The organism is Chryseobacterium mulctrae (assembly GCF_006175945.1).
Taxonomy (GTDB): Bacteria; Bacteroidota; Bacteroidia; order Flavobacteriales; family Weeksellaceae; genus Chryseobacterium; species Chryseobacterium mulctrae.
Genome location: NZ_VAJL01000001.1, coordinates 141,827 through 167,723, shown reverse-complemented (window position 1 = coordinate 167,723; position 25,897 = coordinate 141,827). Strand labels below are relative to the sequence as shown.

Sequence of the window (25,897 nt, the reverse complement as noted above, 5' to 3'; positions counted from 1 at the left end):
TAGAAATGAGAAAAACTAAAATATTTTTAATATCATTATCATTAATTCTGATCTCGTTTGGATGCAGTGATTTTTTAGATGAAAAGTCCGACCTGAAACTGGCGACTCTGGACAGATTGGAAGACAACCAGATGCTTCTCAATAATTATGGTTTCCTCAATGTCGACTTTGCTTCGAGTGGAGAAACAAGTTCGGATGATTATTATCTTACAGATGCGGATTACAATGGTTTGAGCTTTGAGGCGACCAAACGTTTTCATACGTGGATGCCTGATAATGTGGCGAATCCCATTTCATCAGGAAATGATTGGTCTACCTGTTACAGAAGCATCTATATTTGTAATGCCGTTCTGTTCAATATGCAGGATAAAAACTTTACAGGAGAACAGGCAGATAACATCAGAGGTCAGGCATTGGCATTACGTGCTTTCCGATATCTGGATGCTGCTCAGATCTGGTGTAAGGTTTATAATCCTCAAACTGCAGGAACAGATTTGGGGCTTCCGCTAAGACTTGACCCCGATATGAATATTCCATCAGTGCGTTCAACAGTCAAGCAGACCTATGAGCAAATCATCAGTGATCTGCAGACTGCAATACCGTTACTCTTGCCTAAGCAGATTTCAGGGATGCGTATATCAAGAGCCGCTGTGTACGGTTTATTGGCTCGTACCTATCTATTCATGGGAGATTATAATAATGCGCTTTACAATACTCAGCAAGCATTGAGCATCAATAATGAGCTGATGGATTTTAATACTCTGAATTCCAATGCTGATTTTCCTATTGAGGAAATGAATAAAGAAATTCTTTTGTGGACAGCTATAACCTATGAGTCCCACTTAATGCCTGCCAAGATTCCCGACCACATTTACCAGATGTATAATAACAATGATTTGCGCAAAACTGTATTTTTCAGAAAAAATACAGCTAATGAAGTTCTATTCAAAGGCTACTATAATAATGTCAATGGACCGATTGTCAGTGTGGCAACCGATGAACTTTATTTGATGGTAGCTGAGTGTAATGTAAGACTGAATAAAATCCAAGAAGGTATGGGTTATCTCAATAATTTGCTTTCCAAAAGATGGAAAACAGGAACTTATGTTCCGATAACAGCAAGTTCACAGTTAGATGCTCTGACTATTATTTTGAAGGAAAGAAGAAAAGAACTTCTCATTCGTGGACTAAGATGGTCAGACCTAAAAAGATACAATCGTGATGGTGCAAATATTACACTTACCAGAACGGTTAACGGGCAAACCTACACTTTACCTCCCAATGATCCACGATATGCAATAGCTATTCCCGAAGATATTATTTCGCTTACGGGAATGCCACAGAATCCAAGATAAAAATAATAGGGTTGGCAAATTATTGTCAACCCTACTTTTTAATACTGATTGAAAGGACTGTTATTGTCGTTTTTCAAGAGGATGAATATCAAGGATTTCACTATTAGTTAATCCCCCAATCACATCAATTAAATCTTGTCCATCAGGAACTGTGATTGTACATGGTTTATTCCCTGTAGTAACACATCCTGAACCTACTCCTTCTGTCCAATTGGATACTTGGGAGAAAGCTCCAGTTGCGACACTACTACTGTTATAAAAATATTGCATTGGTTCTGCCTTTTTTTCTGCGATTTTAAAAGACATTAGAGCACCTGTAAACATAACAGCTGCAATAGCTACCGCATTCATTTTCAAAAATTGATTGAATTTCATTTTATTGGTCTTTTTATATGGAAAAGACGGTCAAATTGACCACCTAATTTCGGAGTAAATTGACCACTGATTTCGGAGCAAAGTGACCACCACTTTCCGGTCCAAAATGACCACCTGTTATCTGGGTTATATTTGAGATAAAAACGACTTGATTTTTTCATGATGTTAGCGTCATACATTCGTTAAAAAAAGCGGATTATGGCAAATAAAATAACAGACATGAGTAAAATTAGAAAAGTCATAAAATTCTACAGCACTGGAAAGAGCAAGTTATTTATAAGCAGCTATTTATCCCTTTCCAGAAATACCGTTAAAAAATACATCTCATTGTATGAGATTCTGGGCTTAAACCTTGATGCGATCAATGCCAAGACAGATGCCGAGCTGGAACTTTTGTTTTCCAATACCACCGCGGAGTCCATTAGCCCCAAACTACAGTCCCTGTACGATTTTTTCCCAAAGATGGAACGTGAGCTCAAAAAGGTAGGAATCACTATCCATCATATGTGGGAGCAATATCTTGCACTGCATCCTGATGGTTTTCAGAGTTCACAGTTCCGGCATCATTACAAGATATGGGGCAAGCGTGTGAACCCGGTGATGCATATGAATCACAAATCCGGTGATAAGATGTATGTCGATTATGCAGGGAAAACACTCTCCATTATTGATAAGGAAAGCGGGGAGCTTAAAGAAGTTCAGTTTTTTGTAGCTATTCTGGGAGCAAGCCAGTACACGTATGCTGAAGCCTCTATGAGCCAGCAGAAGGAAGATTTTGTACGTTCTGTAGAAAATGCCATCCGCTTTTTTGAAGGCACACCGGCAGCGATCGTTCCTGATAATTTAAAATCCGCAGTGATCAAAAGCAGCCGTTTTGAACCCACCATCAATGAGACCCTGGCCGATCTGGCCGAACATTATGAAACGACCATCTTGCCTGCCAGGGCTTACAAACCGAGGGATAAATCCTTGGTAGAGGGAGCGGTAAAGATCCTGTACAGAAGGATCTACGCCAACCTTCAACAGGGATCCTGCGGCCTGGATGAACTAAATAGTGAGATCTGGGATCTGTTGGACTCTCATAACAAACGCAAGCTCACAGGACGCCCTTACTCCCGCTACGAGCTGTTCCTGGAGGACGAGAAGCAGCAGCTGCGCCCACTGCCTGAGCGTCGTTTTGAGATCAGGTACCAATCCTTTGCAACAGTGATGCAGAACGGGCACGTACAGTTGAGCCGGGATAAGAACTACTACAGTGTTCCGTACCAGTATATCAAGAAAAAGATCAAGATCCTATACACATCTTCCACTGTGGAGATCTACTATAAATACAACAGGATCGCGATGCACAGACGCAATTACAAGCCTTATGTCTACACGACCATTACAGAACATTTAGCCAGCACCCACCAGTTCGTGGCCGGATGGAGTGCTGCCCGCTTTATCGATTGGGCAAACAGTATTGATACTGCAGTGGGAGAATATATCCTCCAAATTATCGACAGTCGGAATCATCCCGAGCAAGCTTACAAAAGCTGCCTGGGAATCCTGAACTTCGAAAAGAAAGTAGGAAGAGAGCGATTGATAAATGCTTGTAAACGGGCATTGGATTTTAAGATCTACAGCTTTAAGACCGTACAGAAGATATTGGAGAACAATCTGGATCAGATGATCGATCCGGAAAAAGAAGAAAAGGAGCAGGAACTGCCTGATCACGGCAACATCAGAGGAAAACAATATTATCATTAAATATCAACAGTTATGAACGAACCGACAGTGAGCAAAATGAAGCAAATGAAGCTTTACGGCATGCACAATGCCTTTAAGACCGCTATTGAAAGCGGAAGGACAGACCATTATACCCTCGACCAGTTTATATCGATGCTCATCGATGCCGAATGGGATGAGAGGCACAACAGGCGCATAGAGCGAAGCATCAAAAATGCAAAGTTCCATTACAGGTCCAGTATTGAAAGTATCAACTTCGATGACACCCGCAATCTCGACCGTAATCTGGTAATGCGTCTTGCAGGATGTGAGTTCGTAGAAAAAAATGAAAACATCCTGATCACAGGAAGTACAGGCGTGGGTAAAAGTTACCTGGGAACCGCATTGGGCTATCAGGCCTGTATCGAAGGCTTCAAGGTCAATTATTTTAATACTTCCAAGCTGTTTGCCAAACTAAAAATGGCAAAAGCAGACGGGTCATACCTGCGCGAACTTGCAAAAATACAAAGACAGGATGTGATCATCCTTGATGATTTTGGTCTTCAGGCTTTGGACAGTGCCAACAGGATAACCCTTCTGGAGATCATAGAAGACCGTCACAACAACGGATCCATCATTGTAACATCGCAGATCCCGGTGCAGGGCTGGTATGACATTATTGGTGAAAAGACCATTGCCGATGCTATTCTGGACAGACTTATACATCAGTCTCACCGCCTGGAACTCCAGGGGGAATCTATGAGAAAAAAGAGAGGAGTTAACAGGGAGTAATTATTTATTATATTTGAATACTAATTGACACATGAAAAACAAGAGTTTTTATCAAATTTAAGGGTGGTCAATTTAAACCGAAATTACCTGGTCACTTTGAATTGAAATTGGGTGGTCAATATCACTGGAATTTACAACCAAGCTTCTTTTTCATTTTGTTTCGTTGGAAGGTGTCCGAGATTTTGGAGGACTTCTTCCAACGATATGCTGTTGAATTGTTTGCAGTTCATTGTTGTAATTTTTACTGTTTTTTGGTGATAAATAGTAGGTGTTCTGTCAGTTCAAGCGGTTTGGTTTGGTTCTGACTAATTTTTGATGAATTGATGAGAAAACATTGTATTTAGCTGAATGATAATATTTTACACTCTCATCAATCTCTCATCATCTCATCAAACTTGAAGTATTATTCTCATCAGTCTCTCATCAAAAATCAAGGGTTTAAAATTTGATGAGGCTTTTGATGAGCTGTAACTAATTGATTTTATTTTCATTATCTATTAATTCATCATTTCATCAAATTTTTGAAGAATAAAATTCCTTTCTACTGTAAAATACCGCCCTGTTTTATTTTGTTGGAAAAAACTTAAACCATAATCTAGGTCGTATTTGATATAGGCTAATGAATTTTTTTCAGGCTCGAGTTTCCAGATTTCTTTGAGTAATTTCCTGACATCATTGATTGTCCAATAACTGTTTTTGAACATTTTTTACCCAGCATATTGAAAATATCCTGAGGAATACAATGGATTTTGCTGTCTTCATTACTTTCGAAAAACTCATATAAAAGTTCGATGATCTTGGATTCCAGTTTATTGCTGTTCTTCCAAACCAATCTTTGAAGAGCCTTCGTTCTGATCTGTGAATCTGTGAACCACATCCTTGTCTCCTTATGACTGTGGAAGGGTCTTTGAATTAGGTAACGAAGGAAATAGGGAATCTCCTTGTAGAGATTGTGCAGAAATTCAGTGTTCTCGCTTTTGATTGATCTTACTTTGATTATCCAGAATCGGATCTCATTTTCATCGATTTGAATGAAATTGTCTTCATTATTTGAACAGAGAATAAATTTTCCAAAGAATTCTACTTCTTCACGGTCTTTTCCCTTGGCTTCTTTTTTGTCTTTGTCAGTCGTGGAAAGATATTTTAAACGTTCCGTAATTTCCTTTTTTTCGAAGAATACTTCATCAATGGCTACAATCAACATCGATGTCCAATCCGAATTGAACTGACTGCTGAAGGAATCTCCTTTTATATAGGTCATATTAAGTCCGAAGATAGATTTAAGCCATTTAATGAATGTGGATTTTCCGGTAGATCTTTCTTTGCTGACCAAGCAAAGGATCGGTAGCATTTGTATGGGATATTGCAACAAAATTTTGATATAGTCTAAGCCCAGCTCCAACTGTTCTCCAAAAATATGTTCCATAAACTTCAAGGAAAATGGAATTTTTTCTAGAAGTGAATCGATTTCTAAATTCTCTTCAATAGGCTGGTAAGGGATTTCATTGTAGACATTGTAGAATCCTTGAATGATCTGCTGGTATTGCAGATGGGAAGGAATGCAACAGAAGCCATCATACTTGGGAACTTTTGAAACGTATACTTTTCCATAGTCGCTGATAATCGTTTCACGATTCCAGCGGACTAATATCGAGATCTTATCTCCGGAAATTAATGGTTTTTCAATCTTTTTATAGTACGTTGTTCCTACTCTTATATAAGGAATTTTTTCGCTCATTTTTAAAGGATTTTATACCGTACAGGAAATACGGAAAGGTTAAACAATAGTGATTCGGATAAACAAATGGGTTCGTTATCTTTTATACTTTAGCGATTTGACATCGTTTAAAGCATTCATCAGATCCAAATGGCTAATTCGATAGAATCGTCCGATTTGTTCCGCTTTAATGTTCCCTTTTAAAATGTGTGAGCGAACCGTCTGATAATCGAGTTTAAGAATTTCTGAACACTCTTTGATAGAGTATAGCTTCTTTTTCAATTCGATTTCAGGTTCTTTTTTGAGAGAATAGAGTATCTCTTTTACTTCCCCTAATTCATCAAGAATGGTTTGGAATGGATTGGTTGTCTGCATAACGATATTGTTTTATTTGCAGACAAAATTGTATGATTAGGATAACTAATCATACAATTCTACTCAATTGCGTAAAGTTTAATAGCTGATATTAAATAGTTTAGATAATTCCTGATAGATAATCTCTTCAAAATCATTGGGTTTCACAAGGACTGCTCTTGAAAATGTTCCTTTATCAAAATTGGTATTATATTCATTTTCCATTGCCTCAATAATCGTGGAATCTTGATAATCGGGATTAATAATATGATTGTCCTTCAAAAAGCGGTGTATTCTGATGAAAGAAGATTTCTGATCTACGAGTAAATTGTGATTTTCATCGATGAATTTTTTGACTTTCAAGAAAGCAATGAAAATTTTAGAACTGTTTTCACCGATCATAATATCGGAAAGCCGAATCTCTCTTTTTGTTTTGCTGTCTAAAGCAAAATATAGAAGAAGGGTAGCTTCAGCACCGTTGAGAAAATTCCCCTGCAACTTCATCATATTACTTGAACTTATTAGGTTGTTAGATTCTTTTTTGTATTGGTCTAAACAGTATTGGATCTTCTCTTCAAAATTATGATTTCTGGATGCGTCAATGTCTTTGAAATGAAAACTGAAAAAATTATCCAACTTTTCGTACCGAATCAAAAACTCATTTTTTATTTTTTCAGTAAGAACAATTTTGCCAGCTTTCTGTTTGGCTTTGTCAATTCTTTTTGCCAACATCTTTTGAATTTTTTCTCCCCTGATTCGATAATAAATCATCATAGGATAACCTACAAATTCTTCCCAAAAATTCCATCGTCCGTATAATTTCTTCTGATCCATAAACTAAATTAATAATTATTTAAAAACTTCGTTCATATAATTGACTTTATCGTCTTCACTTGGTCTGTAATAGGCATTGAAGACCTCTAAACTCGTATGACCTGTGTAACTCATAATCACTTTGTCCGGTACTTTGTTGTTCTTCATTATCGTAATAAAGCTTCTTCGGGCAGTATGTGAAGATATTCTTTCCCAGAACTCAGTTTTCTTTTCGACAAGTTCATCCCCGTACTTCATCGTCTTTTTGATATCCTCGGTGAATTCCATTTTCTTGAAAACTTCTTTAATAAATTCATTCATCTTTTGATTGGAAATATTTGGAAGTTCATAGTCGTATTTTTCTAAAATTGCTCTGGAAATACTGTTTAAAGGAATTGCCAAGTTTTTGGTTTTGCTTTTCAAATCAATCACTCGAATAAAGTCTCCCTGAATGTCTTCTTTGGAAATAGAGCTGTAGTTTCCAAAGCGCATTCCGGTTACACAACCAAATACAAACAGATCTCTGACCCTTTCAAGTCTTTTATTGGTGCTGAAATCATATTGATGGATTTTTTCTACCTGCTCGTAGTTGAGAGCTATCTCGTCTGTTCGGAATTTGGGAGGTTTCTTGAAATTGATAAAACCATTGTTGTAAGTATATTTTTTGCTCAAAGTCCAATAAAAGAACGTTTTTAACAATCCCACGTTTCTATGGACAGTATTGGCAGAATGGTCTTTTTCTTCGATACAGTATTTGAGAAACTTATTATAGATCTTTTCATCGAAATTCCCTAAGCTTAATTTTATTTTATATTCCTCTTGGAAATTCTCTAATAACTTTTTGTTATATTCATATCTGTTTTTTGTTGACTTAGATATTCCTTTTCCTGAATAATCATTTTCTTTTTCCTGAACAAATTCATCGTAGATTCTGAAAAAATCATCCTTTCTTTTGATCTTTTTAAACTCTTCATCAAATCGTTGTCTTATAATATCAATCGTTATCTCTTCTCCAATGTTCTTGTAACGATTGACAATTTCGGTGAAATAACCGATGTATCTATCGAGTTGTTTTTTTATACTTCTGTGGCTCTCTGCTCTTTTTGTTCTTCCGTTTAGGTCGTTGGGTTGTCGATTCTCGAAGTCCCATTCTTCAGGTTTTATTTTTTCACCTGTAGAATAGATAAAATTCTTATTTTCATTTCCAAAATAAGAACGGAAATAAATTAGTGTTTCCTTTTCGCCGTTGGGTTCTTTAAGTTTGAAGGTAGAATTCATAAGGTGCTAAATTAGGTGCTAATACTTTCATAATTAAACATAAAAACAACTTGTTTTCATTGATACAAATATACTTAAAATATTGATAAATAGAATACTTATATAAAGTTAGATATGTTAATTTTAACAAGGTTCATTTCCCTCACTCTCCGCTGGTTGAGAAACTAAAAATAAGTTAAAACGCTGTAAAAATCAATGTTTGCAGCGTTTTTTGTTTTACGCTAGAGTCAAAAAAAATCAAAACAGGTCACGATTTATATGACCCTTTTCGTGACCCATCCTGAAAATTTGAAAATAGGTCACGAAAAACTCAGGGAAACCCGACCAATAGGCAGTCTAACGATTGTACATCTTGCAGAAAGTGGTAACAAAAAGTAAATTATTAACAATTAAAGTTACCACACTATGAAATATCATTGCATTGAAGGGTGGTGAATCGATAAAAAGTGGAACACCAAAATAGGTTATTATTGAGTCTGTAATAAAGGAGTTGTTTGATGTCAAGATAAAATTTTCACACTATCAGAATGAAGACACCGTATGTATATCTTAAGATCTGTTTTCTTCACAATAGGATATAAGTGGTAAGACTGTAAATACAAATTTAAAAGATGCAACTATGATCACAATCTCAAAATAGATTTCTTGTTTTTTTGTTGAATAATGTTCGTATGGCATGCTTCTTTCACGTGGGCAAGTATTTGATGATAATGTATTAAATGGTCCTTGTTTGCTATTTAAAGGTGAAATTATGAATTTAAAAAAATGAATTAGTAATAAGATACCACATTATTATGTAACTTAGTTTTTTGAATCCTGCATTCTTCTATTAATATTCAATTGATTCTTTAATATCTATCATTAAAACTTGCAAATTAATAAAGATCATTATTTATCATTTCTGCTGAGAAATGGCTTTTTACTGATGCAAATACAGAATAACAACATTCACTCTAAAATATTTTTAGTTTTCTTATAAAAATTCTTTTCACGAGTTCTTTGATATCCCTCAAAAACAACGAGGATGAAATTTATAAATTTATAAAAATTAAATCCTTTTTTTAATAATATAATTGCAAAATTAAATTATTTTATCTTATTATTGTAAAATAATAAGGTTCTGGTTATTTGTATCTGAAATTTAATGTTGGTTTATTTTTCGTTTATAGCTAATAAAGACACTCAATTTTGTCATTAATATTTTAGGTGCACTACCTTTTAAGAAGTTCGATTTTCACTCTTAAATTCTATACATCCATATTTTTCTTTCAAAAATTTATTATCGTTTTGATTTTTAAATCAGGGCAATAGGATAATTTATCCTAAAAAATAAAATACAATAATTTTTTTAATACATAATACAATGCAACAAGGAACGGTAAAATTCTTTAACGATACCAAAGGATTTGGTTTTATTACTCCATCTACAGGTGGTCAAGACATTTTTGTACACACTTCGGGTTTAATAGATAACATTCGTGAAAATGATGTGGTAACATTCGATTTACAAAATGGAAATAAAGGTGTTAATGCAGTTAATGTTAAGATAGCGTAGCTTCACTTAATAAAATACAGTATAATATTAAGAACAGATAATTTATTTATCTGTTCTTTTTTATTATTCTAGCTCATTAGAAAACTTATAGATAGCTTTTAAGTTTTGATCAATCTGAACTTTTCATTATTTTGTATTACTAAAAACCTGTGTTTGTAAATACGAATAGTATAGTTTTAATCGTAAGATTGCTTGTTGATTATAAATTCCATAATATTGTTTTAAACTAAATCTTTATGTTAACAGACATTATTGCAAATAATCTTAGTATTCTTTTTTGTGGAATTAACCCTGGTTTAAAATCAGCGTTGGACGAACATCATTTTTCCGGAAAAAGCAACCGTTTTTGGAAAGTTCTTCATTTGGCAGGTTTTACGCCCTATCAAATAGAAGCTATAAATGATACAGATATTTTAATTTTCGGATACGGTCTTACCACTGCTGTAGAAAGACCAACAGTACGCGCAGACGAACTTTCAAAAGAGGAATTTGAACTTTCATTTGAAATATTTCAAGAAAAAATAGCACATTATAATCCAAGATATATTGCGTTTTTAGGAAAACCGGCTTATGCTGTGTTTTCAGGGAAAAAAAATATAACTTGGGGAAAACAATCTGAAAAAATTCAAAATGCCACAGTATGGATATTACCCAATCCGAGCGGTTTGAATCAGGGATTTAATATTGAAAATCTCACAAGCTATTATACTGAGCTTTACAATGAAATAAACAAAGTTTGATGTGAAATAATTTTTAATATGGAAAAAATATAGCTAGAAAACGAATTACTATAAATATTGTTTTCCCAATATTGCAGTTCAATTTTCATTTCTGTAAAGAGGTCGGGAATGGATTTGAACCATTGTAAAGGATATTGCTATCCCGTATCTAACCACTCGATCACCCGACCATTAGGCAAACTGATGCAGTCCGCCGTCTTTTTTATCTCCACCAATAGTAGTAATTGTGATTGTTGTCGTATTCAAAACCGCAACGCGGATATAATTTATTACCTATTTCGTTTGTTTTTTCGGTTTCAAGCATCAGTCCGCAAGCTCCTGTCTCATCACACCATTTTTTTGCCCTGTCTATCAAGGCTACCGAAAGACCTTTGCCTCTGTAGTCAGGATGAACAAACAAATCACTCAATAGCCACTGCTTTTCCAATTTGATGTAATTATAGAGTTTGTACAATTGTACAAAGCCGACTGCTTTGTTTTCCACATAAACAATGAAAATATTAGATTGCTCATTGTCTAACCGTTCTTGAATAAATTTTTTACATTTTCCATAATCATCCTGCTGACGGTAAAATACCCGATATTGGTTAAATAATTCTGCTGTTGTATTCAAATCTTTTAAACCTACTTTTTTAATGTTGTAATTCATTACTTTAAATATTTATAATTAGATAACAAATTTAGAATTCAATTGGACTATATTTGTAGCCCAATTTATATATAAAGGATAGTCCAGAATGTTGCCATACGAACACATCATTATTATAGATAAAAAAAGCAAAGTTCCTATATACAGACAAATTGCTATATCAATTATCAATGCAATTAGAAATGGCACATTGAAAGCAGAAATGCGCTTGCCAAGTAGTCGTGAATTAGCTAAAATACTGGGTGTACATCGCAAGACCATCATTAAAGGCTACGAGGAGCTGGACGCACAAGATTGGATTATGATTATTCCAAGAAAATATGTTGCTGTATCAGAGCATATTCCATTACTGAAACCGAAAAAATGGGGAGAACCTAATGTTTTGAGACCTTACGAAAGTAATTTGAATATACCTTTTAGGGTCATAGAAGAAAATACGATTGATAAAAAGGATATTTCCTATCCTGAAATCATTATTGATGACGGACATCCTGATGTAAGATTATCGCCAATAGATGATTTGTTGAAAACATACCGTGCGCTTACTTCAAAAAAGTATGCTATTAAAAATGCAAACATAGGAACAGCGCAAGGAACGTTGAAACTGCGGCAAGAGCTGGTCAAATATCTTTCATTAACAAGGGGGCTAAATATTTCTGAAGATAATATTTTAATTACTCACGGGGCACAAATGAGTATTTATTTGGCTGCTCAATTACTTTTAAGGCGTTCATCCAATATCATTGTAGGTAAGCCTAATTACCCAATTGCCAATAAAACTTTTGAAGAAGCCAAAGCAAATATTATCGAAATAACTGTAGATGACAAAGGGATTGATACAGATGTCATTGAAAAGACTTGTAAGCGGAAAAAAATTGATGCCGTATATGTAATTCCGCATCATCATTACCCCACAACTGTAACATTAAGCGTGGAAAGAAGGATGAAATTACTGGAACTTTCCAAGCAATTTTCGTTTGTTATTATAGAAGATGATTATGACTATGATTATCATTATACTTCTTCGCCTTATCTACCTTTAGCAAGCAGTAACCATAATGGAAACGTGATTTATATTGGTTCTTTTTCCAAGTTATTAGATCCTGCTTTGCGTATTGGTTTTATGGTAGCTCCGAAAAATTTCATTGATCAATGCACTGCGTTCAGAAAAATAATAGATGTGGGTGGCGATGGATATATGCAGAATGCTTTGGCATCTATTATCAAAGAGGGTGAGCTAAAGCGACATCTTAAAAAAGCGAAAAAATGTTATCATGAGCGTAGGGATTTTTTAGATGCATTGCTGAAAGAAAAATTAGGTCAATATATTTCTTATAATTTACCCACGGGAGGAATGGCCGTTTGGATTAAACTTAATGATGGATTTTCTGTTGAACAACTACAATTAAATGAGTCTTTGCAGATAGTAAGGTTTGATTATGAATTAAATTCTTTTCGATTTGGATTTGCATCAATGAACGAACAGGAATTACAATCTGCTGTAAATGCAATAGAAAAGATGATAGTAAAAGTTTGATTTTTTGTTAAATAGCATATATAATCGTTAATTAAAGAAGATTCTATTTAATTTAATATTTAATATGTTGTAGCTATTTAATATTTTAAACCATAAGTACACATTTAGCTGGAAAAAAGAAAATCAACCATAACAAACATCAATCTAGAAAAGTATTATTTGGATCATAGTATTGAAAAAGCTATTACAGATTACATCAGAAAAAATATATTTACAAAAACATTGAAAATATTACAAAAGTAAAATAACCTGTTGGGTAGATTAAGAATAAGTTTATATTTTAGTGGATTACAAATTCTACCTATGAAGTTAATTGCCCCAAAAGGTTTAAACGCTGGTGATAAAATAGCCTCTATTTCTATGTCATGGGGTGCTGCTGGTGAATTACCCTACCGATATCAGAAAGGAAAAGAACGCTTAAATAAGATTTTCGATCTTGATGTTGTAGAGACTAAGCATGCATTACAATCTGCACAATGGATCTATGATAATCCGGAAGCCAGAGCTTATGATTTGATGGAGGCATTTTCAGATACTTCTATTAAGGGAATTATTTCAAACATTGGTGGAGATGACAGTGTTCGGATATTGAAATATATTGATCTGGCTGTCATTAAAGAAAACCCTAAGATATTTCTTGGGTTTTCTGATAGCACGATAACACACTTTATCTGTCTTAAAGCGGGTTTAAGTTCTTTTTACGGCACCTCTCTTTTGGTGGGATTTGCAGAAAATCATGCCATGCATACTTATCAGATTAACGATATTAAAAGAACCTTGTTTTCCGCAAAAGAGATTAAACAAATTGATCCAAACAACGAAGGCTGGACTACCGAATTCCTTGATTGGTTTGATATTTCTTTACAAGATATAAAACGAAGCTTGACACCTACGACAGGATGGAATTTTTTAAGGGGACGTTCAATCGTTGTAAATCGTCAGCAAAAAGTAGACACTATATAGTATAAAAGTTAAGGAGTGTTTTCAAAAAAAGAATTACATTTAATTATGGAAACACCTAAAAAGAAAAGTTCCGAAAAATTCATAAAAGACATCCGTAAAAATACAAGGAGGATCTTTACAGCCGAGCAGAAAATTTTAATCGTAATGGAAGGGCTTCGTGCAGAAACTTCTGTAGCGGAACTATGCCGACAGCATAATATTGCCCAATCTCAGTTTTATTCCTGGAACAAAGAATTTATGGAAGCCGGTAAAAAACGACTCAACGGCGATGTCATTAGAGAAGCCACGAGTGATGAAGTGTCGGATTTGAAGAAAGAGAATGCCCGACTGAAGGAAATGGTTGCCGATTTGGTTCTGCGCTATGACATTGTAAAAAAAAGCTTAGACATGCTGGATTGACCCATAAATACAGAAAGTTTATGAGATTATCAGCAAGTGAGAAATACGAAATTATTCAAGAAGTTACTACGAGTGAAATTGGTGTAAAACGAACCTTGGAAAGCTTTGGGATTGCAAGAAGTACTTTCTATAAGTGGTATCAGAAATACCTTGAAAACGGCTACGATGGCTTGGAAACGTCCAAAAGAACATCTAAAAGACAATGGAATAGCATTCCGGAAGAACAAAAAGATTTGGTAGTAGAAATCGCTTTGGAACATACAGAACTTTCCTCAAGAGAACTGGCGCACAAAATTACCGATGAACAAGGTATTTTCATCTCAGAATCCAGTGTTTACAGGATTTTGAAGCAACGGGATTTAATCCCTGCACCGAATCATTTTTTACTTTCAGCAGCAAATGAATTTAAGGATAAGACAGAATTTGTGCATCAAATGTGGCAAACAGATTTCACTTATTTTAAAGTGATTGGTTGGGGTTGGTACTATCTGAGCACTGTTTTAGACGACTACAGCAGGTATATCATCCACTGGGAACTCTGTGATTCGATGAAGGCTGAAGATGTGAAAAGAACAGTAAATACAGCGATTGAAAAAGCAAAATTAAAGTCTAAAGCCAAACCGAAATTACTCTCAGACAATGGTTCCTGCTACATATCAAACGAACTCAGAACCTACCTGAAAGACGATTTGAAGATGAAGCAGGTTCACGGAAAGCCGATGCATCCGCAAACCCAAGGGAAAATAGAACGATACCACAGAACGATGAAAAATGTGGTAAAACTCAATCACTTCTATCATCCTGAAGAACTTGTGGAAGCTTTAGAAAAATTCGTAGAAAACTACAATAACAAGCGATATCACGAATCTTTGAAAAACCTTCCTCCAGCAGATGTGTACTTCGGAAGATCTGAGCAAATTTTGGAAAAAAGAAGACAAATAAAATCGGATTCAATCCGAAAAAGAAGACAGTTGTATTTTCAACAGAAATTTATAAATTTATAACCCTAAATACTCCTTAAGGATTTATTCCAAAATGTCCAAGTTAGTTTGAAGACGTACAGTTCAATCGTACAAGGACGTTTAATCGGAGGCTGTATGGAAGTGCTGGAAATGCTCAAAGGAATTGATTACTGGCCTGATTTGGAAGTATGGCAAGATAGCATACTGTTTTTTGAAACCTCAGAAGATATGCCCAAACCAGAATATATTCGATGGTGGTTAAGAAGCTATGCTGCTTTAGGAATACTTCAAATTGCAAAAGGTATTATTTTTGGTAGGCCTTATGACAATCGATATACTGAACAGTACGAAATTGAATTGTTGAAAGTGCTGGATGAAGAAGACTTATCAGATTTACCTGTTATTACCCGAATGGATTTCGGTCATACTTGCCCAACCTTTACAATTCCTTATGGAAGACTGGCGGAAATCAACTGTATTGACAAAACGTTTTCAATATTGGAAAGTGGTGTCAGTTAAAAGAACTATTATAAGTATTTTTATAGTTTAAAAAACAAAATATGCAAATACGCAGATTGACAGAACAGGACATTCCCGACTTATTGAATGCTATTAACGATGCTTTTGCCGACTATATTGTACCCTTTCAACTGAATACGCTAAAATGGCATCGGAGAACATACTTCTGGAATGGTCGGTAGGAGTTTTTAAAGAAGACCTATTAATTGCTTTTATTATGCACGGCGTGCGGTCAGTAGATAACAAAACGACAGTATACAACGCTGGAACAGGGGTTTTACCCGAATACCGTGGACAAGGTCTTGTAGGAAAAATGTACGACTATATACAACCGTTTTTTGAAGATAACCAAGTAAAGCAACTGGTTTTGGAAGTAATTGAAAGTAACCAATCTGCCATTCGTGCTTATGAGAAAAATGGATTCACAATCCAGCGCAAATTATTATGCTTTGATGGTAAACTACAAACAACAGCTCTTTCAAATATAGCATATGTTGAACCTTTACATGAGCTTTTATGGGAAACTTTTCAATCTTTCTGGGACATTTCGCCCAGTTGGCAGAGTGATGCTCCAAGTATGGATGAGGCGCACCCTGTTGCATTGGGGGCTTTTATAGGTTCAGAATTAATCGGATATATCCTTTTTGGTCCCATTAACAAAAGGATCTATCAGATGGCAGTAGCTCTACAGTACCGTCGAAAAGGCATTGGGACACAACTGCTTGCAGAAGTACAGCAGCGACTGTCCAACGAAAAAGTACAACTCAACAATATGGACGAAGCTGCTGAAAACCTGAAAATATTTTTAGAAAAACAGGGGCTAACTAACAATATTAATCAATTTGAAATGATAAAAAATTTATAATGATTTTATACCGACAATTGCAGTGAGAATATTCACTAAAATAACTTTAATAAGAAGGTTAAGTGAGCATTATTTGAAAAGCCATTAAAAAAATAGCTCATTATAGTGCTACAATGGACATATAAAATGCTTAGATACAATTATCTAAGCATTTTATATGTCATCTTTTGGCATTAAAAATATTAACTCAGTTTTGTATGTTTTGATTTACATCCTAAATTCTTTATGGAAGTGCCGGTGCCGGTACGCTTCCAGTGCCAGAAATACCATTCATATCAAAAGTAATTGGCTGATTTACTGTAGTAAGCATGTCTTTTCGATAAACACTTACACTCAGTCTTATCTCTGGATTTTGATGAAATACCCTGTTATTATTAGGTACAAATCTTATACGCCATGTTCCATTTTGTTCGAAAGATCGAGCAGAATACTGTGGAATGTATTGACTTGTTGTAGCACTTGAAGTAATTTTGATATTGGAATCATTATTTACTCCTCGAATGATGAAGCCTCCTATTACCAGATAATATTTACTTACAGGAATTTTAGTGTCAAAATTTGCAATTCCACCAGGGGTAATGTTGGTAATATGATATATGGTACTATTAATAGCGCTGTAATCTGATGTAGCCGGTACATACCTTTTAAGAGCTTTATCACTGTTATCTCTTACAATTAAATACGAATTGGTAGATGGCCCAGTATACGTTCCTGGATTTTCAAAATATAAATCTCCGCTTAATTTTGTGTTTCCTGTTACATCCAGAGTTTGTGTGGGATTATTATTTCCTATTCCTACACCTTGTGCTTTATAGATTGCTATACTACTACACAGTACAGCTAAAAATAATATTTTTTTCATAACTTTTATATTCCTGTAGGAGCCGAAGGAGCGGTTCCTGAGTTATTTCCATTTAAATTATATGTTATCTCACCCAAATTTTTGAAGAATCTCTTAGAATATAAGATAACATCAAATCTATAAGTATATTTGTCGGTTGTATTTCGAGTATTTAATGTAGGGTAACCTATTTTTACATGCCATGTTGTTCCAGATTGGAAAGCATCAAAAACAAAATACCCTTTATTACTATTGCTTGTGTAGATACCATTATTTCCTGCACTGGGAATTGCTTCAAAATTTGCGATCGTAATAAAATACTTGTCAGTTGGGATATTAAGATTCAGGTCTTTAATATCATCTCTATATACTTTGTTTATTTCATAAGGTTGTATAGTGATAGGAGTGTAGAGTGTTTCGAGAGCCACAATCTTTCCGTTAACAGGTGCAGATTGTGGATCAGTACCTACAATAGTAAAACCTGAGGGATTGTTGACGTAATTTATAGTATCTATTGTGACAGATGTACCGATAGCTGCAGATCCCACAATTTCTAATTTTTCCTTAGGAGAGGTAGTTCCTATCCCAATCTGAGCATTTATTTGTGCAACAAAAGAAAAAACACCTATTAATATTAACTTTTTCATCATAATTTTTTATTGAAGGATTGGATTAGCATCAACTCCGGAAGATGTCGAATTTACATTAAAAGGCCCACGTTCAGAAAAAATCTTTACATAGGTTTTTGGATAGATAGCACAAACGAAAGTCCATGTTCCGTTATCATCTGAAGCGATTTCAGAATAGTCTGCATATAGTATCCATTCGTTATTAATACTCTTTACTCCGTAAGAAGGTATTGCTATATTATCACCTTTTACATCTCTGTCAAAATAAGCAGAAAGTACCATTACAGAATAATCTTGCGAATTGATTTTGGTATTAAAGCTTTCAACCCAATCGAGGTCTACATTAGAGAGTTTATAGGTGACAATACTTGCAAGACCTGCTGAGGATGACTGTGTTGGATCAATTTTCCTTACTCGGTTATCTACAGTACTTTGATTAAGCATTAGGTAACGATCTTTTTCGGTGGAAGTGATTGCGGGAAGGGTTCCGGTTATAATCTTAGATGATTTAAATGAACCGTTTACATCCAATTTAACTCGAGGGGTTATAGTATTAATCCCTACCTTATCTTGTTGTGCAAACAAAATAACATTCCCCAACAATGTGCAGGAGAAAATAAATAGCTTTTTCATTCGTTTTCAGTTTTAGCAATACTAGGAATATTGCTCTAGGAATAGCAAAGGTAAATGTTTTTTAGAAACAAATCTAGCTCTAATGATATTTATCAGTGTTAAATTTTTAACAAGATTGTTAAAAATTTAAGAATATTTTTTTGAAAGACTATTTTTTTTCTTGATGATTGTTTATTTAATTAGACTGGTATGCTTTTGAATTATAGCCTAATAGAAATTAAAGTTGATTTAACATAACATTATGACGAATAATCTTTCAAGAGCTGTCTGTAACTTGTAAGTATAGCAGATTTTGAAATAAAACCAATAAACTTATTTTCATCGTCAATCACAGGAAGATGCCATTTGTCGGTATCATCAAACATCTGAATAATATTTACAAGTTGATCGTTTAAATGAACAACTCCTTCAGGAACTTTAACCAATTTAGAAATATTCAGTTCTTGGTTTTCATTAAATAAATAAGGACGAATATCATCTAAGCTAAGAATTCCTTTAAGTTTATTCTCGTCATCTACAACGGCAAAATTATTCTTTCTTCCATTGCTGATGAGGTTATAAAGCTCTTGTAAAGATGAATTTTCATTAATGATCTGAGAATTAAAATCGATAAAATCTTTAGTTTGCAATGAAGACAAAAGATTGTTATCATGCTTATGCGTAAATATTTTCCCTTGATCTGCCAGATTTTTTAATTCAGGAGAAATAGGAGCAAACCATTTAGCAATAAGATAAGACATCACCGCAACGATCATCAGTGGAATAAACAGATCGTACCCAAAACTAGATTCAGCAATCAGGAAAATAGCCGTAAGAGGAGCGTACAATACACCGCTCATTGCACCCGCCATTCCTACCAAAATAAGATTGGTGACCGGAACATTAGAAAATCCTAAGGTTTGACAGATAAAAGCAAATAAAAATCCTACAGAACCTCCGGCAAACAGGGAAGGAGCAAAGTTTCCACCATTTCCACCACTAAAAATAGTAAATGAAGTTGCAAAAGCTTTTAAAAGACAAACTAAAACAAGAAATACAATAACCGTCCATTCTTTTATTTCAAAATATCTGAAAAGACTGTTGTCGATAACAGAGTTGATATTACCATTTGTAAAATCTTTTACCGTATCGTAACCTTCACCAAACAACGGTGGGAAAAGTACACAAAATAAAGAAAGTACAGCACCTCCAAACATTGCTTTTCTAAGGCGTGAAAGTTGTAAACCGTGGATGAAATGTTCTACTTTTTGAGAGACAACAACAAAATATCTTGCATAAAGACCTGTTAGAAGCCCAAGAATTAAATAATAAGGAACATTATAATAATTAAATGGTTCACGGGTATAAAATCTGAATAAAATATCTTCCTGAAGTAATATTCTCGATAATAAACTTCCGCAAACTGCTGCAACAACAAGAGGAATAAAATCAGTAAATACAACTCCGGTAAGAAGAATTTCGAATGCAAACATAATTCCTGCAATCGGAGCATTGAATGCTGAAGCAATTCCGGCAGTGGCACCTGCAGCCAAAAGAAGTGTTCTTTCTTTGTAACTTAATCTGTAGGTTCTTGCATAATTAGAACCAATTGCAGCACCAGTAACCGCAATAGGGCTTTCGATTCCGGCAGAACCACCAAGACCAACGGTAACCGCACTTTGTATAACCTGTGAATACATTTTCACATTAGACACAATACTAGAGTTTTGTGCAATTTCGTATAAAATAGCTCCAATTCCTTTTTTGTCTTGTCCTTTAAATAAAGCAATAACAATAGCTGCCGTTAAGACAATTCCAAGAAACGGAAAAACAATATAGAAGATAATCTGATATTCAAAATGCACCTCATGCGTAATGAAATGATGAATATTGTGTACAAATGTTTTTAGAATAACTCCTGCCAAACCCGCGGTACATCCTACCAGAATACCTGAAAGGATGAGAAACTGATTTCTGCTTAGATGTTTTTTTAGCCAATGAAGAATAATCTCATAGCTGCGCGCTTTTTTGAGACCATATTGCTGAAAATCTCGTCTAAACTTAAGAAAACTTACGAATTTTTTTTTGTTGTGGAAATTCACCTTGAAATAAAAATGAAGTAATTATTAATATACTTACTTGCAAAGGTATTAAAATGAATCGACAACTCTTAAGTGATATAAGTCGGATGTCTCTAACTCGTTTTCAAACCAGCAGAAAGCTTTATAATTTTACTCTGTTTTATACATTTTAATTCCATCTGCATTGGCGTTTAGCAACATCCCATTTCTAATGATATAGTTTTCCCATGCGCCGTTTCCGTTATTCTGATCAAAGTTTAAGGTTTTGATTGTTTTTCCTTTGTTATCGACGAGAACATATTTCATTTCTTTTGTTTTAGCATCTTCAATAATCATCCATGAAGACTCACCCTGAGTATAGGTGTCAAAATGCATTTCGCTCCAACCTAATTTTTCATAAGGAATAGATGTAGAAGTGATGGCATTGGTTGCCAAATCGAGGTAATAATATTTTAAATAAGTTCGTTTATCCCCATATTCTCCCGGAAAAGTACAGACCACCATTAAAATGTTTTTATTGATATAGCTGTCAAGAAAATATTCTGTTTTAGGTGATTTTAAAGAAATCTCTGAATACTTTCCATTTTTGTATGCCATAATATTTGGCTGATTGGGATGGATGTAATTTCCGAATAAAAATAGATTAGATTTATCAACTACAATTTTCTTTGGTGTCGCCAAATATTGTGTGCTTGTATGCCTTACAAACTTTTTTGTATCTAAATTAAAATTGATAATTTCATTCTTAAAATCAGCGGAGTAGGTAGTGCCGTTAGAAATTCTGTAACCGAAAATCAGATTAGAGCCATTGATGACGATATTTGAAGGACTGTTGAAAGTTCGTCCAAAATTTACCTTGTTTTCTATTGTACCATCTAGATTAATGGTGAACAATTTCATAAAAACATCTTCATCTGCTCTTTCTGCTTTTCCCTGAACGACCAAAGCATAAATTTTGTCTTTATGTCTTTTTACAGCAAAAATTTTATTGGTATGTTCATCGCTTATTTTCAGTGTCCATTTAGGTTTTAGATTGGTGTCATAATGTATCAGATAAGCGTCACACGCATTTCCGTCATTGATTACGGTCTTAAAACTGAATCCGGCACAGTAAATATCCTCATCAACCCAATCTACATCTTCCACATATTCTATCATGTCAAAAGTCGCTTTGGTCACCAATTGCTGACCAAAAGCGATAGAGGTAAAAGACATCACAGCAAAGAATAAAGCTCTTATTTTCATATCAATACTATTTAAGATTATTTCTACAAAAATAATGCGTTAAGACATACATCAAAGCTTTAACTTAATAATATCTCTCAATTTTTTTAAATGCTGTTTAAATGATTATTTTTTTGGAGTCAAAGAAAAATTATCCACATAAACTGCTTGATGCACACCATTTAAGACAACTTTTACTCCTAGGTTTGAATCTTTCTTTAAAGTAACATCAAAAGTTTTTTTAGTTCCTGTAATTTTTGAAGATTTAGCAATTGAAACATAAGATTTAGGATCAGAGGCATTGTTTATTGAGAACAATTCCATTGTAGTTTCTCCACCGTTGTCAGACGCATCAAGAGTCAATGTATATTTTCCAGCTTTAATTTTTGGAGTTACCAGATACATATTTTCTCTTGGGCTGTTCATCGAATAGAACACGATCTTTTTGTCACTTGCATAAAGCATTGCTTTTCCTGGCTGAGCTGTCCAACATTTGTTCATTTCTTTCCAGGTATCAAAATTTTCTGTTATTGAAGATACAGTTTTGCACTGTGCATTTACTGTTAAAGATCCTGCGATAGCTATCAACCCTGCAAATACGATTTTTCTCATAAGTTATTTATATATTTTGAAGTAAAAATACTTAAAAAAGCTTGTATCGTGAAGTCCTTATTTAATGATTTACGTTAGCTTTTTTATATTAAATCTGTCTAAATTTTTATAAAATATTATTTTGTTGGAAACGCAAAGGCGCAATTTTTTATCTTTTTTAGTTTTTAAGACGCAAAACACTTCGCTTCGCTCAGTGTGACTAAAAATTTTATAAAGAGTTTAAAAATAAAACAGTTAAAATTTTATCGTAGATAAAATCCTTGCGCCTTAAAACATTTTAGACTTTAAATTTGCGCCTTTGCGATTACCAACTATTAAAGTTTAAGCAAGTTTATTTTTTTGCAGAAAATTTTATTGAAAAAAGAGAAATATTTGATTTGATGAAACATTTTGATTGTTCAGAAAATCCTTTTATTAAATTGAAATATAATCCTCCATATACAAAACCGCATTTCCGCCTAGTTCAACTCTCTCGTTGAGAAGTCTGCAATTTAATTTTCCGCTTCTGCTTGAGCACTGAAATGCTGTCAATTCAGTTTTCTCTAATGTTTTTGCCCAAAACGGAGTGAGTGTTGTATGGGCAGAACCACAAACCGGATCTTCGTTTACCCCAACTCCGGGAGCAAAAAATCTCGATACAAAATCACTGTTTGTACCTTTTGCTGTCACTATAAGTCCTCTTGCATCTAATTTTGAAATGACGTCTAAATTGGGGTGTATTGAAATAATATCTTCTTCATTGTCAAACACCAACATAAAATCTGTTTTTCCTTTGAAAGCTGCTTTTGGTGTTTTATTGGTCGCATTCAATAGATCTTCCGTGATCTCTGTTTCAGAATAATGATCAGCAGGAAAATTAAGTAAAAACTGATTTTCTTTAATTTCTACACTTAACTTTCCACTTTGAACCGTCTGAAAATTGATGAGCTTTCCTTTAAATCCTTCTAAATGATGCAAAACATAAGCACTTGCTAAAGTTGCGTGTCCACATAAAGCAACTTTAACGGTTGGTGTAAACCATCTGATTTCAAAACCATCTTCTTTGGGAACATAAAATGCAGTTTCGGCAAGATTGTTTTCTGCTGCGATTTTCTGTAAAGTTTCTTCTGGTAACCATTCTTCGAGAGGACAAATTGCCGCAGGATTTCCTTTAAATACTTCATCGGTAAACGCATCAACCTGATATATTTTTAATTTCATTGTTTTTGATTTTAAGTCAAAGTTCAGAAATAAATATGATGGATCACAGATACAGAAATGTATAATTTGATGGATACAGTTTAGAGTGCGTTTTTAACAATTGTTCCTAATCTTTTCAGGTCATTTTCAAGACTTTCGTCCCATTTTAAAGCAAAATTCAGTCTCATACAATTATTAAACTGATCGTGCTGCGTAAACATTCGGCCGGGTGCAAAACTTATATTTTGTTTTACAGCAACATCGTAGAGTTCTGCTGTATCAATTCTATTGTCTAATTCGAGCCAAAGCACAAATCCGCCTTGTGGCTGAGAAATTTTAGTGTTTTCAGGGAAATATTCTTCAACAGCTCTTTGATATTTCAGACAGTTCGTATGAAGTTTTTGTCTGAATCCTCTTAAGTGATGATCATACCTTCCGTTTTCCAAAAAATCAGCGATTACTTCCTGATAGAGAGGAGGTGTAGAAATCGTCTGAATAAGTTTTTGTCTCAAAATTTTCTCTTTATATTTTCCCGGAGCTACCCAGCCCACTCTGTAACCAGGCGCTAAGGTTTTGGAAACAGAACCGCACCACATGACGATTCCTGCTTCATCAAAGGCTTTGCAGGGTTTTGGTCTGCTTGTACCAAAGTAAAGATTACCATACAAATCATCTTCTATTAACGGAATATTGTGGTACGTAAGCAATTGTACCATTTCTTTTTTTGTTTCTTCAGGCATTAAAGAACCTAAAGGATTGCTGAAATTACTGATAAAACAACATGCATTAATCTTGTGAATGACTTTTTTTAAAGCTTCAATATCAACTCCTGTAACGGGATGAGTGGGCAATTCGATCACATTAAGACCCATTGCTTTGGCAATCTGAATAATTCCAAAATAAACAGGGCTTTCAATAGCAAGTGTATCGCCTCTTTTGGTAACTGCCATCAGACAATTAAAGATAGCATTCATAGCACCTGAAGTCGTTATTAGATCGTCTTCAGTAATTTTTCCTTCTAAAACGAGAGACCATTTTGCAATATTTCTTCTTAGATTCAGGCTTCCTTCCAAAGGTTCGTAAGCAGTTCCGCTACCTTCTAAGTTTCTTATTGTTTTAATGACTCCCTTATTTAATTTTGCAATAGGCAGGAAACTGGGATCTGGAACTCCCAAAGAAAATTGTCGTATATCTTTATAATGGAGCGTATCAAATACTTTACTGATGAGATCTTCGGGATCAGATTCATTCTGGCAAGTTTCAGGTTTGCTTATTGATGGAAGAGCGCATTTTCTCTGTGATGTTTTGCTGACGTAGTATCCCGACTTCGGTCTCGATTCAATAAGAGATTTGCTTTCTAATTCTAAAAAAGCCAGTTTTACGGTATTGAGACTTACATCATATATTTTCTGAACAGAACGTATGGATGGCAATTTATCTCCAATTCTTAAAGTTTCAGACAGAATTTGATCTTCTAAAATTTTTGCAATTTTTACATAAAGGATTTCCTTCGTCATTATCGTATGTTCTGTTTTGAGTAAATTTATTAAAATTATGGTTCTAAATCTCAAATAATAATTTGTAGAAATTTAGAAAATTGTAATGTCAATCATTAAATTTGATTATCTAGACCAGTTCAGCCAATCTACCATTCTCGTGATTGAATTCTTCATTCCTTTACAGTCTAATTCTTTTTTAGATAAATACTTCTGCTTTGATTGATTTATAAATCTGTTTTTCAGATCTCCATAAGAATATTCAGGGTTGATGATTGCGTTGAAAATAATTTCATCAGAACTATTAACCGTAAAATATGAATACCCGATAATTAAATCACTTTCAACCAATTTATAAATAGGAAATCCAAATTCTTCAGTCAGTTTAGGTTGTTCAAAATTTGTATTTTCCTTCTCAATTCCTGTTTGTGAAAAATATAGATCTGTTATTTTAGTTAAATCGGAGAGATGTACAGGTTCAAATTTTAAAGCTGTTTCCTCTTTTATTGTTGTGGGCATATTGTTTTTATTATGTAAACAAATTTATTTACATCAATCCAATAATTACAGATACAGAAATGAGTTATTTAATGGATACAGTTTTATGTTTAAAATAATTTTTATTGTTTAAATTTATACTATT

At 34.2% G+C, this 25,897-nt stretch carries 24 protein-coding genes and 1 pseudogene; 10 read left to right on the top strand and 15 right to left on the bottom strand.

Annotation, left to right across the window (positions count from 1 at the left end; translation table 11 throughout):
* Nucleotides 1-5: 5 nt before the first annotated feature.
* A complete protein-coding gene (locus FDY99_RS00735) occupies nucleotides 6-1,355 on the top strand; it encodes a RagB/SusD family nutrient uptake outer membrane protein (RefSeq protein WP_139418566.1) in 1,350 nt (449 codons plus the stop codon).
* Nucleotides 1,356-1,415: 60 nt separating this feature from the next.
* Here FDY99_RS00735 and FDY99_RS00730 read toward each other — a convergent pair whose 3' ends face one another.
* Nucleotides 1,416-1,730 carry a hypothetical protein gene (locus tag FDY99_RS00730; RefSeq protein WP_139418565.1) on the bottom strand — a complete coding sequence of 105 codons (315 nt, stop codon included), beginning with the start codon at nucleotides 1,728-1,730 and terminating at the stop codon, nucleotides 1,416-1,418.
* Between the two features lie 198 nt (nucleotides 1,731-1,928).
* On the opposite strand from FDY99_RS00730, the gene istA reads away from it, so the two are divergent.
* Both istA and istB read left to right on the top strand, forming a co-directional pair.
* Complete coding sequence (istA, locus tag FDY99_RS00725) at nucleotides 1,929-3,479, top strand: IS21 family transposase (protein WP_139418575.1); 1,551 nt, start codon at nucleotides 1,929-1,931, stop codon at nucleotides 3,477-3,479.
* Nucleotides 3,480-3,491: 12 nt separating this feature from the next.
* Nucleotides 3,492-4,229, top strand: coding sequence for an IS21-like element helper ATPase IstB (istB, locus tag FDY99_RS00720; protein ID WP_139418563.1), 738 nt, complete (start codon nucleotides 3,492-3,494; stop codon nucleotides 4,227-4,229).
* Nucleotides 4,230-4,845: 616 nt separating this feature from the next.
* On the opposite strand, the gene FDY99_RS00715 is transcribed toward istB, so the two are convergent.
* The 4 genes from FDY99_RS00715 to FDY99_RS00700 all read right to left on the bottom strand — a co-directional run bounded on the left by FDY99_RS00715 (nucleotide 4,846) and on the right by FDY99_RS00700 (nucleotide 8,391).
* On the bottom strand, nucleotides 4,846-5,967 hold the full coding sequence (locus FDY99_RS00715; RefSeq protein ID WP_317129802.1) for a primase-helicase family protein: 1,122 nt from the start codon (nucleotides 5,965-5,967) through the stop codon (nucleotides 4,846-4,848).
* Between the two features lie 75 nt (nucleotides 5,968-6,042).
* Nucleotides 6,043-6,321 (bottom strand): helix-turn-helix domain-containing protein, encoded by a 279-nt coding sequence (locus FDY99_RS00710; RefSeq protein ID WP_139418680.1) that lies wholly within the window; start codon nucleotides 6,319-6,321, stop codon nucleotides 6,043-6,045.
* A gap of 78 nt (nucleotides 6,322-6,399) precedes the next feature.
* Complete coding sequence (locus FDY99_RS00705; protein WP_139418679.1) at nucleotides 6,400-7,134, bottom strand: hypothetical protein; 735 nt, start codon at nucleotides 7,132-7,134, stop codon at nucleotides 6,400-6,402.
* Between the two features lie 15 nt (nucleotides 7,135-7,149).
* On the bottom strand, nucleotides 7,150-8,391 hold the full coding sequence (locus FDY99_RS00700) for a tyrosine-type recombinase/integrase (RefSeq protein ID WP_139418678.1): 1,242 nt from the start codon (nucleotides 8,389-8,391) through the stop codon (nucleotides 7,150-7,152).
* Nucleotides 8,392-9,754: 1,363 nt separating this feature from the next.
* Here FDY99_RS00700 and FDY99_RS00695 point away from each other — a divergent pair.
* A complete protein-coding gene (locus FDY99_RS00695) occupies nucleotides 9,755-9,946 on the top strand; it encodes a cold-shock protein (protein WP_139418677.1) in 192 nt (63 codons plus the stop codon).
* 236 nt (nucleotides 9,947-10,182) lie between these two features.
* Entirely contained in the window at nucleotides 10,183-10,686 is a 504-nt protein-coding gene (gene mug, locus FDY99_RS00690; protein ID WP_139418676.1) for a G/U mismatch-specific DNA glycosylase, read from the top strand.
* Nucleotides 10,687-10,888: 202 nt separating this feature from the next.
* On the opposite strand, the gene FDY99_RS00685 is transcribed toward mug, so the two are convergent.
* Nucleotides 10,889-11,335, bottom strand: coding sequence for a GNAT family N-acetyltransferase (locus FDY99_RS00685; RefSeq protein ID WP_139418675.1), 447 nt, complete (start codon nucleotides 11,333-11,335; stop codon nucleotides 10,889-10,891).
* 88 nt (nucleotides 11,336-11,423) lie between these two features.
* On the opposite strand from FDY99_RS00685, the gene pdxR reads away from it, so the two are divergent.
* The 5 genes and pseudogenes from pdxR (at nucleotide 11,424) to FDY99_RS00660 (ending at nucleotide 16,580) form a co-directional block, all read left to right on the top strand.
* Nucleotides 11,424-12,872: a MocR-like pyridoxine biosynthesis transcription factor PdxR gene (pdxR, locus tag FDY99_RS00680; RefSeq protein WP_139418674.1), complete on the top strand. Its 1,449-nt coding sequence runs from the start codon at nucleotides 11,424-11,426 to the stop codon at nucleotides 12,870-12,872.
* Nucleotides 12,873-13,175: 303 nt separating this feature from the next.
* Nucleotides 13,176-13,802 (top strand): annotated as a pseudogene (locus FDY99_RS00675) (LD-carboxypeptidase); the annotation flags it as partial.
* 78 nt (nucleotides 13,803-13,880) lie between these two features.
* A protein-coding gene (locus tag FDY99_RS00670; RefSeq protein WP_394344535.1) for an IS3 family transposase occupies nucleotides 13,881-15,238 on the top strand; the annotation gives its coding sequence in 2 pieces (ribosomal slippage) (nucleotides 13,881-14,216 and nucleotides 14,219-15,238; 1,356 coding nt in all).
* Nucleotides 15,239-15,283: 45 nt separating this feature from the next.
* Entirely contained in the window at nucleotides 15,284-15,715 is a 432-nt protein-coding gene (locus FDY99_RS00665; RefSeq protein WP_228448714.1) for a S66 peptidase family protein, read from the top strand.
* A 145-nt stretch (nucleotides 15,716-15,860) separates the two neighbouring features.
* Complete coding sequence (locus FDY99_RS00660) at nucleotides 15,861-16,580, top strand: GNAT family N-acetyltransferase (RefSeq protein ID WP_139418672.1); 720 nt, start codon at nucleotides 15,861-15,863, stop codon at nucleotides 16,578-16,580.
* Between the two features lie 223 nt (nucleotides 16,581-16,803).
* Here FDY99_RS00660 and FDY99_RS00655 read toward each other — a convergent pair whose 3' ends face one another.
* From FDY99_RS00655 to FDY99_RS00615, 9 genes are all read right to left on the bottom strand, one after another.
* A complete protein-coding gene (locus tag FDY99_RS00655) occupies nucleotides 16,804-17,442 on the bottom strand; it encodes a hypothetical protein (RefSeq protein ID WP_139418671.1) in 639 nt (212 codons plus the stop codon).
* Nucleotides 17,443-17,447: 5 nt separating this feature from the next.
* Nucleotides 17,448-18,068 (bottom strand): hypothetical protein, encoded by a 621-nt coding sequence (locus tag FDY99_RS00650; protein ID WP_139418670.1) that lies wholly within the window; start codon nucleotides 18,066-18,068, stop codon nucleotides 17,448-17,450.
* A 9-nt stretch (nucleotides 18,069-18,077) separates the two neighbouring features.
* Entirely contained in the window at nucleotides 18,078-18,683 is a 606-nt protein-coding gene (locus tag FDY99_RS00645; RefSeq protein WP_139418669.1) for a hypothetical protein, read from the bottom strand.
* 239 nt (nucleotides 18,684-18,922) lie between these two features.
* A complete protein-coding gene (locus FDY99_RS00640; protein WP_139418668.1) occupies nucleotides 18,923-20,764 on the bottom strand; it encodes a chloride channel protein in 1,842 nt (613 codons plus the stop codon).
* A 129-nt stretch (nucleotides 20,765-20,893) separates the two neighbouring features.
* Nucleotides 20,894-21,988 (bottom strand): hypothetical protein, encoded by a 1,095-nt coding sequence (locus FDY99_RS00635; protein WP_139418667.1) that lies wholly within the window; start codon nucleotides 21,986-21,988, stop codon nucleotides 20,894-20,896.
* 105 nt (nucleotides 21,989-22,093) lie between these two features.
* Complete coding sequence (locus tag FDY99_RS00630) at nucleotides 22,094-22,579, bottom strand: hypothetical protein (RefSeq protein ID WP_139418666.1); 486 nt, start codon at nucleotides 22,577-22,579, stop codon at nucleotides 22,094-22,096.
* A 414-nt stretch (nucleotides 22,580-22,993) separates the two neighbouring features.
* On the bottom strand, nucleotides 22,994-23,779 hold the full coding sequence (locus FDY99_RS00625) for a PhzF family phenazine biosynthesis protein (RefSeq protein ID WP_139418665.1): 786 nt from the start codon (nucleotides 23,777-23,779) through the stop codon (nucleotides 22,994-22,996).
* Nucleotides 23,780-23,859: 80 nt separating this feature from the next.
* Entirely contained in the window at nucleotides 23,860-25,275 is a 1,416-nt protein-coding gene (locus FDY99_RS00620; protein WP_139418664.1) for an aminotransferase-like domain-containing protein, read from the bottom strand.
* A 105-nt stretch (nucleotides 25,276-25,380) separates the two neighbouring features.
* A complete protein-coding gene (locus tag FDY99_RS00615; protein WP_139418663.1) occupies nucleotides 25,381-25,773 on the bottom strand; it encodes a hypothetical protein in 393 nt (130 codons plus the stop codon).
* Nucleotides 25,774-25,897 lie beyond the last annotated feature (124 nt).

Coding starts and splice junctions, on each gene's coding strand:
- FDY99_RS00695 (WP_139418677.1), top strand. CDS start 9,755: ATGCAACAAGGAACGGTAAAATTCTTTAACGATACCAAAGGATTTGGT.
- FDY99_RS00655 (WP_139418671.1), bottom strand. CDS start 17,442: ATGAAAAAAATATTATTTTTAGCTGTACTGTGTAGTAGTATAGCAATC.
- FDY99_RS00630 (WP_139418666.1), bottom strand. CDS start 22,579: ATGAGAAAAATCGTATTTGCAGGGTTGATAGCTATCGCAGGATCTTTA.
- FDY99_RS00700 (WP_139418678.1), bottom strand. CDS start 8,391: ATGAATTCTACCTTCAAACTTAAAGAACCCAACGGCGAAAAGGAAACA.
- FDY99_RS00615 (WP_139418663.1), bottom strand. CDS start 25,773: ATGCCCACAACAATAAAAGAGGAAACAGCTTTAAAATTTGAACCTGTA.
- FDY99_RS00715 (WP_317129802.1), bottom strand. CDS start 5,967: ATGAGCGAAAAAATTCCTTATATAAGAGTAGGAACAACGTACTATAAA.
- FDY99_RS00625 (WP_139418665.1), bottom strand. CDS start 23,779: ATGAAATTAAAAATATATCAGGTTGATGCGTTTACCGATGAAGTATTT.
- mug (WP_139418676.1), top strand. CDS start 10,183: ATGTTAACAGACATTATTGCAAATAATCTTAGTATTCTTTTTTGTGGA.
- pdxR (WP_139418674.1), top strand. CDS start 11,424: ATGTTGCCATACGAACACATCATTATTATAGATAAAAAAAGCAAAGTT.
- FDY99_RS00645 (WP_139418669.1), bottom strand. CDS start 18,683: ATGAAAAAGCTATTTATTTTCTCCTGCACATTGTTGGGGAATGTTATT.
- istB (WP_139418563.1), top strand. CDS start 3,492: ATGAACGAACCGACAGTGAGCAAAATGAAGCAAATGAAGCTTTACGGC.
- istA (WP_139418575.1), top strand. CDS start 1,929: ATGGCAAATAAAATAACAGACATGAGTAAAATTAGAAAAGTCATAAAA.
- FDY99_RS00660 (WP_139418672.1), top strand. CDS start 15,861: ATGGCATCGGAGAACATACTTCTGGAATGGTCGGTAGGAGTTTTTAAA.
- FDY99_RS00730 (WP_139418565.1), bottom strand. CDS start 1,730: ATGAAATTCAATCAATTTTTGAAAATGAATGCGGTAGCTATTGCAGCT.
- FDY99_RS00735 (WP_139418566.1), top strand. CDS start 6: ATGAGAAAAACTAAAATATTTTTAATATCATTATCATTAATTCTGATC.
- FDY99_RS00705 (WP_139418679.1), bottom strand. CDS start 7,134: ATGGATCAGAAGAAATTATACGGACGATGGAATTTTTGGGAAGAATTT.
- FDY99_RS00710 (WP_139418680.1), bottom strand. CDS start 6,321: ATGCAGACAACCAATCCATTCCAAACCATTCTTGATGAATTAGGGGAA.
- FDY99_RS00685 (WP_139418675.1), bottom strand. CDS start 11,335: ATGAATTACAACATTAAAAAAGTAGGTTTAAAAGATTTGAATACAACA.
- FDY99_RS00635 (WP_139418667.1), bottom strand. CDS start 21,988: ATGAAAATAAGAGCTTTATTCTTTGCTGTGATGTCTTTTACCTCTATC.
- FDY99_RS00620 (WP_139418664.1), bottom strand. CDS start 25,275: ATGACGAAGGAAATCCTTTATGTAAAAATTGCAAAAATTTTAGAAGAT.
- FDY99_RS00650 (WP_139418670.1), bottom strand. CDS start 18,068: ATGAAAAAGTTAATATTAATAGGTGTTTTTTCTTTTGTTGCACAAATA.